This is a genomic window from Paraburkholderia ginsengiterrae (genome assembly GCF_001645125.1).
Classification (GTDB): domain Bacteria; phylum Pseudomonadota; class Gammaproteobacteria; order Burkholderiales; family Burkholderiaceae; genus Paraburkholderia; species Paraburkholderia ginsengiterrae.
Genome location: NZ_LXKA01000333.1, coordinates 1 through 15,758 on the forward strand (window position 1 = coordinate 1; position 15,758 = coordinate 15,758).

The 15,758-nt window shown below is 64.6% G+C and carries 17 protein-coding genes and 1 pseudogene; 5 read left to right on the top strand and 13 right to left on the bottom strand.

What is annotated here, in order from left to right:
* From A6V37_RS41515 to A6V37_RS25390, 4 genes and pseudogenes are all read left to right on the top strand, one after another.
* Window positions 1-193: pseudogene (locus A6V37_RS41515) on the top strand (hypothetical protein); the annotation flags it as partial.
* An 11-nt stretch (window positions 194-204) separates the two neighbouring features.
* Window positions 205-1,008: an enoyl-CoA hydratase/isomerase family protein gene (locus tag A6V37_RS25380; RefSeq protein WP_064286441.1), complete on the top strand. Its 804-nt coding sequence runs from the start codon at window positions 205-207 to the stop codon at window positions 1,006-1,008.
* Window positions 1,009-1,046: 38 nt separating this feature from the next.
* Complete coding sequence (ribBA, locus tag A6V37_RS25385; protein ID WP_082902899.1) at window positions 1,047-2,252, top strand: bifunctional 3,4-dihydroxy-2-butanone-4-phosphate synthase/GTP cyclohydrolase II; 1,206 nt, start codon at window positions 1,047-1,049, stop codon at window positions 2,250-2,252.
* A 7-nt stretch (window positions 2,253-2,259) separates the two neighbouring features.
* Window positions 2,260-3,129 (top strand): SDR family NAD(P)-dependent oxidoreductase, encoded by an 870-nt coding sequence (locus tag A6V37_RS25390; RefSeq protein WP_064271676.1) that lies wholly within the window; start codon window positions 2,260-2,262, stop codon window positions 3,127-3,129.
* Between the two features lie 97 nt (window positions 3,130-3,226).
* Here A6V37_RS25390 and A6V37_RS25395 read toward each other — a convergent pair whose 3' ends face one another.
* The 13 genes from A6V37_RS25395 to A6V37_RS25455 all read right to left on the bottom strand — a co-directional run bounded on the left by A6V37_RS25395 (window position 3,227) and on the right by A6V37_RS25455 (window position 14,619).
* Window positions 3,227-3,517, bottom strand: coding sequence for a hypothetical protein (locus A6V37_RS25395; RefSeq protein WP_064271677.1), 291 nt, complete (start codon window positions 3,515-3,517; stop codon window positions 3,227-3,229).
* A gap of 225 nt (window positions 3,518-3,742) precedes the next feature.
* Entirely contained in the window at window positions 3,743-4,819 is a 1,077-nt protein-coding gene (locus A6V37_RS25400; RefSeq protein WP_064271678.1) for a TadG family pilus assembly protein, read from the bottom strand.
* Between the two features lie 31 nt (window positions 4,820-4,850).
* A complete protein-coding gene (locus A6V37_RS25405) occupies window positions 4,851-5,300 on the bottom strand; it encodes a TadE/TadG family type IV pilus assembly protein (protein ID WP_064271679.1) in 450 nt (149 codons plus the stop codon).
* A complete protein-coding gene (locus A6V37_RS25410) occupies window positions 5,297-6,217 on the bottom strand; it encodes a tetratricopeptide repeat protein (RefSeq protein ID WP_244174053.1) in 921 nt (306 codons plus the stop codon). Before A6V37_RS25410 ends, A6V37_RS25405 begins: the two co-directional genes overlap by 4 nt.
* Window positions 6,218-6,243: 26 nt before the next feature.
* Complete coding sequence (locus A6V37_RS25415) at window positions 6,244-7,191, bottom strand: type II secretion system F family protein (RefSeq protein WP_082902900.1); 948 nt, start codon at window positions 7,189-7,191, stop codon at window positions 6,244-6,246.
* Window positions 7,188-8,174, bottom strand: coding sequence for a type II secretion system F family protein (locus A6V37_RS25420; protein WP_064271680.1), 987 nt, complete (start codon window positions 8,172-8,174; stop codon window positions 7,188-7,190). The genes A6V37_RS25415 and A6V37_RS25420 overlap by 4 nt, the downstream gene beginning before the upstream one ends.
* Window positions 8,171-9,619, bottom strand: coding sequence for a TadA family conjugal transfer-associated ATPase (locus tag A6V37_RS25425; protein ID WP_075643559.1), 1,449 nt, complete (start codon window positions 9,617-9,619; stop codon window positions 8,171-8,173). The genes A6V37_RS25420 and A6V37_RS25425 overlap by 4 nt, the downstream gene beginning before the upstream one ends.
* The gene (locus A6V37_RS25430) at window positions 9,619-10,845 is read right to left on the bottom strand and encodes a CpaE/TadZ family protein (RefSeq protein WP_064271681.1); all 1,227 of its coding nucleotides are present in this window, start codon (window positions 10,843-10,845) and stop codon (window positions 9,619-9,621) included. The genes A6V37_RS25425 and A6V37_RS25430 overlap by 1 nt, the downstream gene beginning before the upstream one ends.
* Window positions 10,846-10,859: 14 nt before the next feature.
* Entirely contained in the window at window positions 10,860-11,288 is a 429-nt protein-coding gene (locus tag A6V37_RS25435) for a CpaD family pilus assembly lipoprotein (protein WP_064286442.1), read from the bottom strand.
* A gap of 13 nt (window positions 11,289-11,301) precedes the next feature.
* Window positions 11,302-12,735: a type II and III secretion system protein family protein gene (locus tag A6V37_RS25440; RefSeq protein ID WP_082902901.1), complete on the bottom strand. Its 1,434-nt coding sequence runs from the start codon at window positions 12,733-12,735 to the stop codon at window positions 11,302-11,304.
* An 8-nt stretch (window positions 12,736-12,743) separates the two neighbouring features.
* Window positions 12,744-13,754: a Flp pilus assembly protein CpaB gene (cpaB, locus tag A6V37_RS25445; protein ID WP_064271683.1), complete on the bottom strand. Its 1,011-nt coding sequence runs from the start codon at window positions 13,752-13,754 to the stop codon at window positions 12,744-12,746.
* Between the two features lie 84 nt (window positions 13,755-13,838).
* Complete coding sequence (locus tag A6V37_RS25450) at window positions 13,839-14,366, bottom strand: prepilin peptidase (RefSeq protein ID WP_064271684.1); 528 nt, start codon at window positions 14,364-14,366, stop codon at window positions 13,839-13,841.
* 73 nt (window positions 14,367-14,439) lie between these two features.
* The gene (locus tag A6V37_RS25455; protein WP_064271685.1) at window positions 14,440-14,619 is read right to left on the bottom strand and encodes a Flp family type IVb pilin; all 180 of its coding nucleotides are present in this window, start codon (window positions 14,617-14,619) and stop codon (window positions 14,440-14,442) included.
* 757 nt (window positions 14,620-15,376) lie between these two features.
* Here A6V37_RS25455 and A6V37_RS39475 point away from each other — a divergent pair.
* Window positions 15,377-15,742, top strand: coding sequence for a DUF2946 domain-containing protein (locus tag A6V37_RS39475; RefSeq protein WP_075643560.1), 366 nt, complete (start codon window positions 15,377-15,379; stop codon window positions 15,740-15,742).
* Window positions 15,743-15,758 lie beyond the last annotated feature (16 nt).

Consider the following 15,758-nt stretch of genomic DNA (forward strand, 5'->3'; position numbering starts at 1 on the left):
GGTCGACGGAGCCGAGCACAACGGCGAACGGCGGTGGGAAGCCGGGGGACTGACGACCCAGGTGCGGTGGAAGGGCGAGAGCAAGGGTGTCGCCAGCGTGCTCGGTGTAGGCGGCGCGGCCGACCACGTAGTCACGACCGCAGCGCGTGCGTGGCATGAGGCGCTGCATGTCGAATGTTTCGGACTCAGTTAAACCGACCTGACATGACTGCATGGATCCGCCGCGCGGCCGAAGAGGGCATCGCGACGCTCACGTTCGACCGCCCCGAAGCATTCAACGCCCTGAACGAAGCAATGGCCGTCGAGCTGAACGCCAAGCTCGCGCGCCTCGCGCACCACGACGAAATCCGCGCCATTGTGCTGACCGGCACCGGCAACGCCTTCATGGCGGGCGGCGATTTGCAGACCATGCGCGCCGCCCTCGACACGAAACCGGTGATACGCGAGCGTACGATCGGCAACCTTGTGCGGCTTGCGCAAACCGTGGTCGAAACCATCACGCGCTCGCGCAAGCCGGTGATTGCCAGCGTCAACGGCGCGGTGGCGGGCTTCGGCCTGAGCCTCGTCGCGGCCTGCGATCTCGCGATCGCCGCGCAACGCGCCACCTTCACGTCGGCGTACGGACGCATCGGCACCTCGCCCGACGGCGGCGCCACCTATACGCTGCCGCGCGCGCTCGGCGCCAAGCAGGCCGCGCAGTGGCTGTATCTGGGCGAGCGGCATACCGCGGACGAAGCGCTGCGCGCCGGCCTCGTCAACTGGGTCGTGGCCGACGACGAACTCGCGGCGCAAACGCGCTCGCTGCTGCAACGGATCGGCGCGCTGGCGCCGGATGCGTTCGCGCAGACCAAGGACCTGTTGCTGCACGCGCCGCAGCGCAGCTTCGGCGAGCATCTGTATGCGGAGCAGCGCAGTTTCCTGCACTGCTCCGCCGGCGACGATTTCCGCGAAGGCATCGACGCGTTCTTCGGCAAACGTCAGCCCGTTTTCGGCTCCGGCGCGCGCTGACGCCGTTCGCCCTTCTACACACAGCACGGAATCCACCGATGAAACTGGCCTCCACCGACGAGATCGTCGCCGAACTGAAAGCCGGCCGCATGATCATTCTGGTCGACGAGGAAGACCGTGAGAACGAAGGCGATCTGCTGATCGCCGCCGATCACGTCACGCCCGAAGCGATCAATTTCATGGCGCGCTTTGGGCGCGGCCTCGTGTGCCTCACGCTCTCCGCCGCGCACTGCGAGCGCCTGAACCTCACACCCATGGCGCAGCAGAACGGCACGCAATACGGGACCGCGTTCACCGTCAGCATCGAAGCCGCGCAAGGCGTCACCACCGGCATCTCCGCGGCCGACCGCGCGCATACGATCCGCACCGCAATTCACGCCGACGTGCGCGCCGAGCATCTGGTGCAGCCGGGCCACGTGTTCCCGATCGCGGCGCGCCCTGGCGGCGTGCTGGTGCGCGCCGGACACACCGAAGCCGGTTGCGATCTCACCGCGCTGGCCGGCTTGACGCCCGCGGCGGTGATCTGCGAAATCATGAACGACGACGGCACCATGGCGCGCCTGCCGCAACTCGTCGAATTCGCCGAACGCCACGGGCTGAAGATCGGCACCATCGCCGATCTGATCCACTATCGCAGCGTCAACGAATCGCTCGTCGAGCGTGTTGGCGAGCGGCCGCTGCATACGCCGTGGGGACCGTTTCACGCCATTCAGTATCGCGATACCGTGCGCGGCTCCGCGCATCTCGCGCTGGTGCGCGGCGAACCCCAGCCCGATGTGCCCGTGCTGACGCGCATGCACGAGTGTTTCTCGCTGCTTGATCTGCTCGATGCCGAACCTTCCGCGCATTCGTGGCCGCTGCACGCAGCGCTGCAAAAAATCGACGTGGCCGGATGCGGCGTGGCGGTGCTGCTCGATTGCGACATGCACGCCGAACCGGCACGTGCACGTAGCGGCAACAGCGCAGTCACGCGCAAGGACGGCCGCCTCTCCGGCATCGGCTCGCAGATCTTGCGCGATCTCGGCGTGCGCCGATTGAACGTATTGTCGAGTCCGTTCAGACTGCCCGCCCTGTCGGGTCATGAACTGGAAATCATGGCGTTCATTCCGCTCGGCGAAGCGGATCTCGACAATCCGCATGCGTTCGACGTTGCGCCTCTCAAGCCCGCATCCCGTCATCCCGCCGCGCCTGCACAGGCAAGCGCCAGGGCCGCGGCGCCCGCACTCCAGGCTACTTCCCGGTAAATCAACGATGACAACAACACGGAAACAACCCTACGTTGCGCTAGTCACCGGCGCCTCGCGCGGCGCCGGCAAAGGCATCGCCCTCGCGCTCGCGGCAACCGGCGCCACCGTCTACGTGACCGGACGCACGCAACGCGAAGGCGACGCGCCCTTGCCCGGCACGGTCCACGCGACAGCGATCGAAATCGACCGGCTGGGCGGCAAAGGCATCGCCCTCACCTGCGATCACGCCGACGACCGGCAGGTCGCGGACGTTTTCGCGCATATTCGCGAGACCAGCGGACGCCTGGACATCCTCGTCAATAACGCGACCACGCTGCACGACGAACTGATCCGCCCCGCGCCCTTCTGGGAGAAACCGCTCGATCTCGTCGACATACTCGAGGTCGGTTTGCGTTCCGGCTACGTGGCGAGCTGGCACGCCGCCCGGATGATGGCCGCACAAGGCGACGGGCTGATCGCTTTCACGTCGTCGTTCGGGGCGAGCTGTTATATGCATGGCGCGGCTTACGGTGCGCAGAAGGTGGGCGTCGATAAATTCGCCAAAGATATGGCAGTCGATCTGAAACCGTTTGGCGTGACTGCCGTGTCGATCTGGATGGGCATGCTGCAAACCGAGCGCACCGCGCGTGTGATCGCCGCGCATCCCGAGCAGTATGCGGGGTTCAGTGAACTGGCGGAAACGCCGCAATTCACCGGCCGTCTGATCGATGCGCTGTACCGGGACCCGATGCGGACGCAGAAGTCGGGAATGGTGCTGGTCGGCGCGGAGCTGGCGCACGAGTACGGCATTACCGATGTCGATGGACGGCAACCGCCGTCGCATCGTGAGGCGTTGGGCGGGCCGTGGCAGGCGCATCCGGCCGTCGTTGCGTGAGCGTTGTGTAAGCGTTGCATCAGTGTTGCGTGATTCGCGCCTTTGCCCGCGCGGTCACGCCCGACGGCCGGCACCGCTGCGTGCCGGCTAGAAACCGCTAGAAACCGCTGACGACCATCGCGATCACCACCGCCGCGCCGCCCACCGCGCCGAGGAAGGTGAAGCATTGCTCGTCGGCGCCCGAGCGGCGCGCCCAGATGCGTCCGGCTAGCGCGGCTATGCCGGTAATCCCCAGAAACAGCGACAACGACGAACCCGCTGTGCACACCATCCCCGGAAACTCGTCGTTCCACGCGCACTCGTACAGCTGCCGCATGGATACGCCGATCACCCCGATCGCCACCAGCAATGCGGCAATCAGCCCGTCGCGCTGAACTCTGGATTTCATTTGCAACCCTCCCGCTTCACGCGTGTCTCCGTCCCTGTGCATGCCCGCGGCCTCGATGTCGGCCACATGGCGTTCTTTGCCGCAATACGGCGCGCCTGAATTGAGGCTGCGCCGTTTGCCGGTTCATACCGTCATTGACGGCGATTCGGCGCGGGCGGGCATCGTCCGGTTGGACTAGGGTGGATTGCGGAGGAGGATTGCGGGGGGGCGTGAACGGACTTCCGCTCAGAACCCAAGACGCGGTGCGACATACGCACCATAGTTCGTCGTCGAGACGCCCGTGCCCTGGGTCGGTATCGTGTAGCCGGCTACGAAGTGCCCCGTGATGGTCTTCCCGCCCTGGTCCGCGGTGTCGATATGAAAAGCGGCAAAGGCGATGATCGGCACGTATGTCTTGTTCAAGATTTGCGTGCTGACTGGCATGACGACGGTGGTGCCCTGCGGAATGCTCTTGTAGACGGCCGCCTTGACACCCGGTTCGATGTAGATGTTGTCGCCGATCGAGAGCGGTGTCGGATTGCCGTTATCGATCAGATTGACGACAGTCGGCGTGTCGTTGGCGACCACGAGGAACGATGTCCATTGCCCCGCCTCGCATGTAGCGCCATATTGCGGGCCGTTGCCGATCGTGAACTCTTTAGGTGTACCTGTCGCGTCAACCTTGGGCGCATTCTTCGTCAAGTCCCAGTATTGGTTGTACACGCATTGATCCATCACCATGGGAAATAGCCCACCGGCAGGCACCGAGGAAGGCGGCGCGATGACCGCCACCGCCGTGGCGGTTTCGGGCGTTGTCGGCATGCCGAGCAGCGTGCCGAGCAGCAGGTGCACGAGGCCGCCGTTGCTCGTGGCATTGCGGGAAATCGTCACCTGTACCGCGGGTTCCAGCAAGTGGCCCGCCGGCGCCGGCAGCGTAACGTTGCCCGGCGCGATCAGCGTGGGCGACGACGCGGCGACGTCCCAATACCCCGCCGAGACGGTTCCGCTCGAAAGCTTGGTGCCGTCCGACGTATTCAACGCAATGGCCGCCGTTGCGGACGATGCTGCGCCCGCCCAGTTCGGTCCGCTCGCGCTGCCTTGCGAAAGCGCTCCGGCGCCAGCGAGCGCCGCCGCATCGGCGCCGTTTTGCAATTCGCCGCCGACCGTGAAGACGCGCGGCAGATCGATCGCAAATGCCCCGATCATCAGCAACGCCGTGAACGTCAACAGGAACCATAGTGTTACCGTACCGCGCTCTTGCGATCGCGCACGCCCGCACAGGCGCGGGCGCCCGTCGCGCCGCACAGACGGGTGGCCAAGCATCGCCGCGGTGGCCTGGCCGGAACGCGTTCGCTTATTCACAGTTTTTCACCGCTACGGCCTTCACCGTAATGGGCCCCGTTATCACGCTGAATGCCGAGCCGAGCACCACACCGTTGTAGGTGTAGCTGATGTTCACCTGCAGCGGATTGCTGCTGCCGGCCGCTGCGCAGCCGCCCGTTGGCGTCACGGTCACGGTGGGAGGCGTGGCCGTGCCGCTCGTCACCAGACCGTGGTTCGTATAGGCAAGCGCAACATTCTGGATCTGGGTTTGCGTATAGGACGGCACGCGCAGCACGACGCCCTGGCGCGCTGCTTCCCCCGCGGCATTCGTGATCACGGCCTTGTCGCACAGCACCATGCTCACGTCGACGATGCCGAACAGCACCATCAGCAGGAACGGCGTGACCAGCGCGAACTCGAGCGAAACGCTGCCGCGCGCGTGAGCGCGGGCACCGGAGCCGGCGCGCCCGCGCCCTTTCATTGGATTACTCCGCTGGTCGCGGCGCTGGCCGCGGATACCGGCTGTGTTTCAGCCACGCCCGCCACGCCTGCGGCACCCGTAGCGCCGACAAGGCCCGCGCTGCCTGCATCGCGCCCGGAAGTGCCGAGACGCTCGCGCAGTTGCCGGTAGAAGCGCAGATTGTCGTCCGCCGATTCGGCCGGCATGTCGGTCACGAGGATGCGCCTCGCCGCCTCGCTGTTGCCGAGCAAGCCGTACGCCAGCGCGAGGTTTGCGCGAGCCTGCGGCGGCGCGTCAGGCAAGCCGGCGATATCCAGCAGCACATTGGCGCCTGCGCGCACATCGCCCGCCAGAATGAGCGACAAGCCGAGATCGGCCTTGAGCCCCGCGACCTCGGGGTGACGCTGCAAGGCGGCCCGATAGACCGTCTGCGCTTGCGCGTGCTTACCCTCGAGGTCCAGCGTGGTGCCAAGCCCTTCCGCCGCCACGGCGTGGTCCGGGTGGGACGCGACGAGTTCGCGGTAGCGCTTCTCGGCTTCGTCGAGCCGTCGCTGGCGCAGCGCGACGCGTGCGAGCCCGAGCATGGCGCGCGCATCGTCGGGCGCTATGGCTGCAACCCGCCCGTAGAGCACGCCCGCGCGCGCGAGATCGCCACTTTGATACATCGCATCGCCGAGGCCAAGCTGCGCGGCGTTCGATTGCGGGTCGGTCTTCAGCGCCTTTTCGAAGAGCGACATGGCAAGCTGCGTATCGCCGGCTTCAAGGGCGCTTTCAGCCACATGCATGTCGGCCTGCGCATCGGGCAGATGGGTGGCGGCGGCAGGTTGTGGCGTCACGAAGTGATTGCTCGCGCATCCGGTGGCGAGCAACGCGGCGGCCAGCGGTGCCAGCAGCGCGGCAACGGTCTTGCGCGCGAGCAACGGATGAAATGAGTTCAATTTAAGCTCCAGAATCCTTGCAGCGCTCAATGGCCTCGAAATACCGCGAGGAGTCGAATGACGGCCGGCCCTGCTGCGATAAGCGAGACGGTCGGCATGATGAAGAACATCATCGGCATCGTCATCTTCGGTGCGAGCTTCGCGGCCTTTTCCTCGAGCGCGACCATTTGCATGGCCCGCTCGGTACGCGACAGCGTGCGCAGCGATTGCGTGATCGGCGTGCCGTACTTCTGCGACTGCACCAGTGTGGTCACCAGTGCGCGCATCGTGGACAGGCCGACCCGGGCCGACATCGCATTGAGTGCCTGCGCAGTGTCGCTGCCGATACTGAGTTCGTCCGCAGTCACAGTGAACTCATCGGCAAGCGGCGGGCAGATCACGCGCAACTCGCGCGCCACGCGCTTGATGGCAACGACGAGACTATTGCCTGCGTTGGTGCAGACGACCAGCAGGTCGAGCGCATCCGGCAGCGCGGCGGCAATCGCACTGCGACGATGCCGGATGAAGAAGGCGAGCGCATATTCCGGCAACATCATGCCGACAACGAACGCGCCCGCCATCAGCAGCGCACGAATCGTAAAGTTCTGGCCGACCTTGGGCAGATGTCCGCCGAGGGCGATGGCGCCGAGCGCGAGACAGGCTCCCACGACGATCTTGAGCCCGGACATGACGGCGATCGCGCGCCGGTCGCGAAACCCCGCGCTGGCAAGGCGCATCGCCACTTTGGCACGGTCTTCGGCCTGCACGACAGGCAGCCGCTCGCCAAGCGCGGCGATCCGTTGGGCGAAGCGCTGCGGCATGCGCTTCGTGGCGTCGGCCATGGCGCTGTTGTCAACGCCCACGCGGGCCACGGTTTGCCGTGTACGCTGGGCAATGCGTGCGCGGTGGCTCGTGTCGCGCAAGACCAGCCACAGCGTGAAGCCCGCGAGCAGGACGAGCAAGGCGGCATTGCGCCAGAAGTCGGCGTTCATCATCGCGAGGTGTCCAGGTTCGAAATCTTGTTGATCGACCACAGCCCGATCGTGAGCAGCACGGCCGCGAGGGTGAGGATCTTGTGTCCGGCCCGGGTATGCGTGAGCGTGTCGAGATAGGGCCGGTTGGCGATATAGATAAAGCCCATGAGCGCGAACGGAACGGCTGCGATCATCTTGCTGGCGAGCCGCCCTTCCGCCGTGAGCGCCTTGCTCTTTGCGCGGATGTCGCGCCGCATGCGCACAATGCCCGCGAGGTTTTCGAGCGTATCGCCGAGATTGCCGCCCGTCTCGCGCTGCAGGACCAGACAGACCGAAAAGAACGAGAAGTCGGCGAGCCGCAGGCGGGCCGCTGCCTGCTCGAGCACCTCCTTCAGGTCGGCGCCCACGAGCAGTGCATCGCCCATCGCGCGGAACGTCGTGCGCACCGGCTCCTCGCTTTCCACCCCGGCGACGCAGATCGCCTGCACAACGGGAATACCGGCACGCACCGCACGAATGATGAGGTCGATCGTATCGGGAAAGACGGCGAGGAAGCGGTTCCTGAAACGCGCGATCTGCCAGTGGTAGGCCCAACGCACGAGGAGAACGGGGATGGCGATGCAGGCGAGCACGCGCAGCAAGGCCCCCACAGGAGCGAACGCTGTGCCGATTATCGATGCAATGAATGAAGCCAAAGCGATGAGGTAGATCGCGCGAACACCGCCCGGGCCGCTGACCGTGCGTACGCGTTCGTGCCAGCCCGTGATGACGGCGAAGATTGCGTCCTGGTCCGCGAGGCGGCGCTTGGGGTGCAGCAGTTGCTCCTGAAGACTCGCGTCGCGCTCGGCGAGGGCGGCCTTGCTTTCGTCGCGCACCCCGGCCACACGTGCGCGAATGCGTGTGCCCGCTTGTTGGCGTGCGATGCCGCGCAGCGCGTGCACGATGAGCCCCGCGACCACGAAGGCGAAGAAGGCGCCGAAGCCGATGACGTCCGCGGGTCTCATGATTGCATCGCCGTGAGCAGTGCCTCTTCGAGGCCAAAGTAGGCCGCGCGCACGGCGAACACTGGCCGCAGGGACGAACATTCGAATGTGCCGCGCACCTGCTCTTCGTAAGCGGTTCCGTTGTAGCGGAACGTGAACAGATCCTGCGTGATGACGACGTCGCCCTCCATGCCCACGATCTCGGTCACATGGGTTACCCGCCGCACGCCGTCGCGCATGCGTTCGATCTGCACGATCAGATGGACGGCGCTGGCAATCTGCCGCCGGATCGACATCAGCGGCAAATTGCCATTGGCCATCATCACCATGCTCTCGAGCCGCGTGATTGCATCGCGCGGCGTATTCGCGTGGACCGTCGTCATCGATCCGTCGTGGCCCGTATTCATTGCCTGCAGGACGTCGAATGCTTCCGTGCCGCGCGTCTCGCCAAGGATCAGCCGGTCGGGGCGCATACGCAGCGCGTTGCGAACGAGATCCCGTTGAGAGATTCCGCCAAGGCCTTCGCTGTTTTCAGAGCGCGTCTCGAGACTGACGACATGCGGCTGTTGCAGTTGCAGCTCGGCGGCGTCCTCGATCGTGACGACGCGTTCGGTTTCGTCGATAAAGCGGGACAGCGCATTGAGCAGTGTCGTTTTGCCGGAGCCCGTGCCGCCGGAAATGACGACGTTCAGGCGGGACGCGGTGGCGATGCGCAGTACGTCCACCATCTGAGTGGAGATATTGCCTTGCTGCGCCATCCGGCCGAGTGTGATGTTGCGTTTGGCGAACTTGCGGATCGAGATCGAGGCGCCGCGCAAAGCGATCGGCGGCAGCACGACGTTCACGCGGCTGCCGTCGGCAAGACGCGCATCGACCATCGGGCTGCTTTCGTCGACGCGCCGCCCGACCGCTGCCGCGATGCGTTGCGCCACGTTGATGACGTGCGCGTTGTCGCGAAACTTGAGCGACGTCAGTTCGAGGCGGCCGCCGCGCTCGACGTAGACCTGGTCCGGACCGTTGACGAGGATATCGGTCACGCGCTCGTCGGCGAGCAGCGGCTCGATCGGCCCGATGCCGAACATGTCGTTGAGAATCTCGTCGACCACGAGCGTCTGCTCGGCCAGTGTCAGCGACAAACGCTCGCGGATGGTCGTCTCCGCTGCGACCAGCTCGATGCCCGTGCGTACCTCGCTGCGCGACATCATGAGCGCCGCCGACATATTCATCGACGCAAAGACGGCCGACCGAATCGCCTTGAACGTCTCGGAGCGAATCAGCGCCTCATTGCGGTCCGCCGCCGAGTGACTCGCGGCTGCGGATGCCGCGCTCGACGAGGCCAGCGGCGCCTCGCGCCTGCCCGCTTCCGGCTCGTCCGCCGCGGAACCAGCGACGGCCCCGGATCCCCGAGGCTCGTCGTGATCGGCGAGCGACGTATCGGTCGAGAGAGGATTGCGCCGGCCGAACATCAGCTCGCTCTCCGCGTGGGCAACAGGCGTTGGTACCACGGCTCGCGGGCCACTGCCGTTTCGCTGCCCGTGATCGCGTCGGCCAGCGACACGATGGCCGCTGCGAACGGCGAGCGATTGGCGTGGGCAAGCGTTCCTGCTTCACCGAGGTTTTCAGCGAGGGCAAGGCTCTGCGGCTCGTAGGGCAGCGAATGCACGGACCCGCGTGCGAGCGCGCTGATGAAATCGTCCTCGCGAACGCGCCCGGACACGGGCTGCCGTGCTTCGTTGAGCAGCACCGTGATGGCGGGCGCGGCGTCGAGGGTTTGTGCGAAACGGCAAAGCCGCGCGGCCTCGCGCGCCGAATGCACGGAGAAATCCGCAACGACGTGGATCGTCGAACTGGCATCGAGGGCTTCCTCGACGAGCCTGCCCGCACGCCCAGGCAGATCGAGCATGATGTAGTGGAAGTGATGCTTGAGCATCGTGACAAGCTCGCTCAGCGCGCCCGAACGCAAGGCGAACTCCTGGTTGTACGGGAGTTCCGCCGCAAGCACGAGAAGACGGTCGCTCTGGGCAACGAAAGCCTGATTGATCAATTGCTGGTCGAGCCGCTGCGGGTTCTGCAGCAATTCGATGAGCCCGTTGTTGGCGGCGACGCCGAGCATCGAGGCGGCCGCGCCACCGTACGGGTCGAGATCGATATAAGCAATCCGGCGCCGCGTTTTGTCGGCAAGATGAGAAGCGAGCGCCGTGGCGATCGTCGTGACGCCGACGCCGCCTCGCGCGCCAACGAATGAGAGCACCTTGCCCATGCGCGCCGAGGTACCGCCGTCGCTGGCCGTCAGCGCGCGCCGGACGAGTTCCGCGGTGAGCGGCTTGACGAGATAGTCCTGCACGCCGGCGTGCAGCAGGCTGCGAAAGAGCCCGACATCGTTGCGCTCGCCAATGACGATGACAGCGACGGAAGGGTCGACGACTTCGGCGAGGCGCTCCAGATCGGAAATCGGCATGGCCGACCCCGTCACATCGACAATCAGGTGGCGTGGCGATTCCTTCAGTGAAGTCATGATCCCGATCGCATCGTCGAGCGAACCGAGCGTGACGTACGAAGTTGCGATGCCCTGATCGACAACGACGCTCTTGATGACCTCGATGCTTTGGGCTTCGGAGACAACCGCAATAAGTTTTTCGGCGCCGGACGGTTGCGCCCGGCGTTTGAGGATGTTCGATTCGAAAACGCCCATGTGTGCAATCTCCGTTAGTGCGATCCCGGCGACGAGGGCGCCGCCGAGTTCGACGAAGATGACGAAGAACTCGAATAGTCAGAGTTCAGCGGTTTCGCCCGGTCTTCCTCGTAGCGCCGCACCGCACTCGCGGCGAGCGGCGCGTCCGCGCCCGCATAGGGCAGCGGCGCCACGAGGTCGGCCGGCCGCGCGAGCATCGCGGCCAGATTCGAGTAGGTCGCACAGCCGAACGCCACGCCAGGCCGCCTGAATCCGGCATCGCGCATGCTGGAGCGCTGCGTGAGCGTTCCGCAGTCCGGCGGCATCGCGTGTCCGCCGTCGCCGGGCGTAAAGCCGATCACGGACGCATCGGGCATACCGAGCGGCGGATGCGAGCACGACGTAAGGCCGACGCAAGCCACACCGGCGAGTATCGTGGCAATGAGGGAGAGCCGGGGATTCATTGTGGTCTCCATATCAATAGACGAAGCCCGCGGCGCCAATCAGGCGGGGCGAATTGCCCACAAGCGGGTCGATCGAAAGCGACTGGCGCACCGCATATTCGACGTCGCTGCTGGGGGTGATGACATCGTCCAGCGCGCCGCGCAGCCGGCCCGGCCCTGTCGGCCCGACAATGTACGGTGTCACGATAACGACGAGCTCCGACTTGTTGTTCTGGTATTTCTTCGACGAGAACAGCTTGCCGAGAATGGGCAACTGGCCAAGGCCGGGAAGCTCGGAGAGCACGTCGCTCGTCGAGCTCTGCAGGAGTCCGCCGATCGCGAAGCTCTGGCCGCCCGACAGCTCGACGGTGGTTTCCATGCGGCGCACGGTCAGCGCCGGCACCACGATCGAGTTCAGCGTGATGCTGTTGCTCGGATCGATCTGGCTGACTTCAGGCCGCACAGTGAGGCTGATACGGTTGTCGGCGAGCACGGTCGGGGTGAAGTTCAGCGCGACGCCGTAGGGTTTGTAATCGATCGTGATCGTGCTCGTCGTGCCGCTCTGGGGCACGGGGATTGGCAGCTCGCCGCCTGCGAGGAAGCTCGCGGACTGACCGGACATCGCCGTCAGATTCGGTTCGGCCAGCATCGTCAGCAAACCTTCCTGATCGAGCGCATCGAGCACGCCTTCGATCGTCGTGCGGCCGGCCTTGAATCCGCCCACTACCGAGTACACACCACCGGACTGAAGGTTGAACAGATTGGTCGTCGCGTCGAAAATTGCCCGTCCGTTGAACAGGCCGCCGAAGAAGTTGCCGTTCGCGCCAAGAGCATTCCAGTTGATGCCGAGCTGCTGCGTAATGTTGCGATCCACTTCGGTGATGCGCACGCGCAGCAGCACCTGGATCGGGTGCGCGATCGAGAGGCGGTTCACGAGCTGCTCGTTGGCGTGCAGATACGGCTGCAGCGTTTGCACAATGGCATCGGCATCCGCCGCGCTCGGTACCGCGCCCGTTACCATCAACGAGCCGGGCGCACCCGACACGGTGACCGCGAGTTTGGGGAAGCGCGCGTCGATAAGACGTTGAATCGAAGCCGTATCCGTCGACACACTGATCGTCTTGCGCAGAATTTCCCGATTGTTCGGCCCGAGTGCAAAGAGTGTCGTCGTGCCGGACTTCTTGCCGAGCACGAAAACCGAACGCGGCGTCGGCACATGGACATCGGCAACGCTGGGGTCGGCCACGAAGACGGCAACGGCGGCCTGCGGCAGTTGGATCAACGTGCCACTGCCTGCCGCAACCGACAGCACTTCGGCAGGCTCGCTCGCCGTTGCCGCCCCCGCTACGGGGCCGCAAAGCGCGGCGATGACAAGCAGCACCGCGCCAACGCCGGTGACTGCAGGACGGCCGCCTGCGCAACACCGTGCGCAGCGCGAAAACAGCTTGCCGTGTCTAAGGCTGAACATGTGTCGTCCTATGATCCTGCGGAGATGGGGGGCGCGGCGGGCGGCATGCCGGTGGGCAGCGGCGGCACGCCCGGCGCGCCTGTCGCGCTCGTCGGTGGGCCGCCGGGCAATTCGCCGTCTGACTGCTCGACCTTCGAGCCACGGTAGATGACGACATGCGGCGCCGGCCCGGCTGTTTTCACCGAGTGCGGCACTGCCGGTGCGCTCACCGCGCGCAATGCGTGCGAGACATCGCCAGCCCACACGGGACGTGCGCGCGTCATGGCGACATCCTCGACATCCGGCGTGTGCCGTTCACGCGTGGCAAAACTGCGCAGTGCAAGCGAGAGCGTGCCGAGGTGAGCCGCCACCGTGATCGACTCTGCGCTTGCCGGCGTGACTTCGATCGTCACGGTACGAGCAGTCGCGGGCGTGGCATTGGTGCCCGACGCGCTGTCGTCATCCTTCGGACGACGAAACGCTGTCCCAACCGCGAGCACGCGCACACGTTCGGCGACCGTTTCCGATTCGACCGCGCGCGCGGGATCGACCTGGGCGCCTGGTTCGTTACGCATCTGCTGGGTCAACAGGATATCGACGTAATCGCCGGGCTGAATGAGCCCTGCATTGCCCGACACGTCGTCAACGGCAACCGAGATCGCGCGCATGCCAGGCTTGAGCGCAGCTGCAAGAAATCCTGGGGCGCTCGGCAAAATCACGTCGGCAACGCCGAGCGGCGTCCCCGCACGTACCGCGTGCCGCAGCAGATCGCCTTTGAGGTCTTTTCCGTCGCTGCTGTTCGCGGGCTCTTCGATGAGCGCGCCTGCCGGGACCTGTTCGCGCGGCATCGTTTTCCATACGAGGTCGACGTCGCGCAGCAGCAGTCCGTCGGGCAAATCGTCGGCTGCGGCGCGCACGTGCACCATCGACGTGTGCTGTGCCACGTGCGGGCTCGATGCCGTAATGTACAGCGCGCGGATAGTGAAGGCGCCAATTGCGGCGATGACTACGAGCGCGGCTAGCTTGATGAAGTTTTGCATAGGGTCGGCATTGTGTTCAGTGCAAGCAGCGCGCGGCTCGTGCGGCAATAACCTTAGGTTAACTAAAAAACCAATCCAGATTAACTAAACTAATAACCTAACCATGGCGAGCGACATGCGATGATCGGCTGTGGGTTGCAGCAAGACTGCGACGATGCCGCCTAACGCGAGCGCGACGCCATAGGGCACGCCGCGCGCCGGCGCGATCCAGTCAAGCCGCGCGCTCACGCCGGCAAGGGCGGGAATTCGCTGCATGCCGGCCACTGCGACCACGGCCAGGGCAACAAGCAATCCACACAGCGAAACGACCACCAACACCGGCCAGGATTCGGGCCCTGCCCAGAGAAAAACCCCGGCGGCGAGCTTCACATCGCCGCCGCCGAGCCAACCCAATCGAAACATCAATGCAGCCACGGCAAACGATGCCGCACCCGCGGCCAGATGAATGTCCCATGCCGCAAGGCCGAACCCGGCCATGGCGGCGTTGACGAAATACAGGGCGACAAACGCGGCCACGGCGGCATTAGGCAGACGCCGCATGCGCAGATCGAAACCTGCAAGCATGATGAGGGTCGCGCAGGCACCCGCTTTCACTACACCCGGGGCTATCATCGTTTTTCGAATGTGCCGAGGAAAGTGGTGTCCGGCTCGCACGTGCTCGTGCCGCGCCGGCGCATCACGACCACTAGATTGCGTTGTTTGCCGCCGTGAGCAGCTTCTGGAACACGGCCTGGAAGCCCGTCGTGCCAGACAGGAACGTGCCGAGTGCGACCAGCACGGCGACGATGATGCCGCCAAGAACTGCATATTCCAGCGAGCTGACACCGCGCTCGTCGCGCGAAAGGGTTTGGATAAAACGCAGCATGGGAAGACTCCTTGTTAAGTAACGCCTGCATAGCAGGCTTGCTACGCCGATTTGCTACGAAGGAGGACTAACTCATCCCCCAAACACGTCTAACGGCAATTGGCCGGCAAAGTTGAGCCCATTGCGCGTGGACTGGGGTTCGGTGTGGACGCCCTTCCTCAATACACAGCGTATGTCCGGTCGCGGCAACGCGATCCATTGAATAGAGGCATAAAACCGTTCCAGTTTCTTTCTTATAGAAGCCCCAAAGATCAGACGAATAGAGCGTTCGCGGTAACGTTGAAGGCTTCAGGAGTGCGTCTGACTTCAACTGCCCGTGTCGAACAAACGTTGCCGTTCAAATGGACATGCAGCCCAACGGAAAGACATGCCCCGTTCTTTCCCTACCCTTTTGTAGGATATCTACCCATCGGTGCCGTCAAAGGCTTGCGGGACAATCGTCTACAACACACTAGCCGGTCGGTCCGTCAAGATCATGCCTCGCCTTTTCCATTTGAAGACTGGCGGCATTCTCAGATTGCTTGCAATCCCGATGGCAATGCTCGCACCGCCGGTCTCGCAAACTCTTTCGGCCGACCAAACTGTCGATCTGATTACGGGTGCTTTCTGTTCCTCGCGAAACGGTCCTGTCTTTCAGTTACCCAACGAAGTACCTGCCCGGCCGATCCGGTCCATTCCGGCTGATGGCCTGCATAAAGGAAGTGCTACCCAGGTCCGCTATCCGATGGATAGAATCCTGAAAAATTTTTGACTACTCATGAAGCTCGGCGCCCACAAACACTCTGTCGCATGGCTTGGCCTCATCGCCATGTGGCTCGTCGTTTTCGCGCCGCTCGTGAGTCAGCTGCTCGTTGCGTCCCGCGCCGATGAGCCGGTCAGTGCCATTTGTTCGGCAGTCGACAGCGGCACTTCCGCCGCACACCATGCGTCTCCGGACAAGATCGCGGCGTGCGGATACTGCGATTTCCTCGCTCATCATGTAGCCGCTCTGAGCGTCTCGCCGGCCGGTCTCGTTGCAACGGTATTGTTAGCGGATGCGCAAGTATCGGCGCCCCCTCCGTTTGTCCCTCATGCCGCCGCGTTTCCCTCTGGCCGGCCTCGCGATCCTCCCGTCTTTTCCTAGCCGTTGCTCTGTCAGT

What these genes read in the sequence shown, in the direction of transcription:
- A6V37_RS25380 (WP_064286441.1), top strand. Translation starts at nt 205, where the DNA reads ATGACTGCATGGATCCGCCGCGCGGCCGAAGAGGGCATCGCGACGCTC.
- ribBA (WP_082902899.1), top strand. Translation starts at nt 1,047, where the DNA reads ATGAAACTGGCCTCCACCGACGAGATCGTCGCCGAACTGAAAGCCGGC.
- A6V37_RS25390 (WP_064271676.1), top strand. Translation starts at nt 2,260, where the DNA reads ATGACAACAACACGGAAACAACCCTACGTTGCGCTAGTCACCGGCGCC.
- A6V37_RS25395 (WP_064271677.1), bottom strand. Translation starts at nt 3,517, where the DNA reads ATGAAATCCAGAGTTCAGCGCGACGGGCTGATTGCCGCATTGCTGGTG.
- A6V37_RS25400 (WP_064271678.1), bottom strand. Translation starts at nt 4,819, where the DNA reads ATGCTTGGCCACCCGTCTGTGCGGCGCGACGGGCGCCCGCGCCTGTGC.
- A6V37_RS25405 (WP_064271679.1), bottom strand. Translation starts at nt 5,300, where the DNA reads ATGAAAGGGCGCGGGCGCGCCGGCTCCGGTGCCCGCGCTCACGCGCGC.
- A6V37_RS25415 (WP_082902900.1), bottom strand. Translation starts at nt 7,191, where the DNA reads ATGATGAACGCCGACTTCTGGCGCAATGCCGCCTTGCTCGTCCTGCTC.
- A6V37_RS25420 (WP_064271680.1), bottom strand. Translation starts at nt 8,174, where the DNA reads ATGAGACCCGCGGACGTCATCGGCTTCGGCGCCTTCTTCGCCTTCGTG.
- A6V37_RS25425 (WP_075643559.1), bottom strand. Translation starts at nt 9,619, where the DNA reads ATGTTCGGCCGGCGCAATCCTCTCTCGACCGATACGTCGCTCGCCGAT.
- A6V37_RS25430 (WP_064271681.1), bottom strand. Translation starts at nt 10,845, where the DNA reads ATGGGCGTTTTCGAATCGAACATCCTCAAACGCCGGGCGCAACCGTCC.
- A6V37_RS25435 (WP_064286442.1), bottom strand. Translation starts at nt 11,288, where the DNA reads ATGAATCCCCGGCTCTCCCTCATTGCCACGATACTCGCCGGTGTGGCT.
- A6V37_RS25440 (WP_082902901.1), bottom strand. Translation starts at nt 12,735, where the DNA reads ATGTTCAGCCTTAGACACGGCAAGCTGTTTTCGCGCTGCGCACGGTGT.
- cpaB (WP_064271683.1), bottom strand. Translation starts at nt 13,754, where the DNA reads ATGCAAAACTTCATCAAGCTAGCCGCGCTCGTAGTCATCGCCGCAATT.
- A6V37_RS25450 (WP_064271684.1), bottom strand. Translation starts at nt 14,366, where the DNA reads ATGATAGCCCCGGGTGTAGTGAAAGCGGGTGCCTGCGCGACCCTCATC.
- A6V37_RS25455 (WP_064271685.1), bottom strand. Translation starts at nt 14,619, where the DNA reads ATGCTGCGTTTTATCCAAACCCTTTCGCGCGACGAGCGCGGTGTCAGC.
- A6V37_RS39475 (WP_075643560.1), top strand. Translation starts at nt 15,377, where the DNA reads ATGAAGCTCGGCGCCCACAAACACTCTGTCGCATGGCTTGGCCTCATC.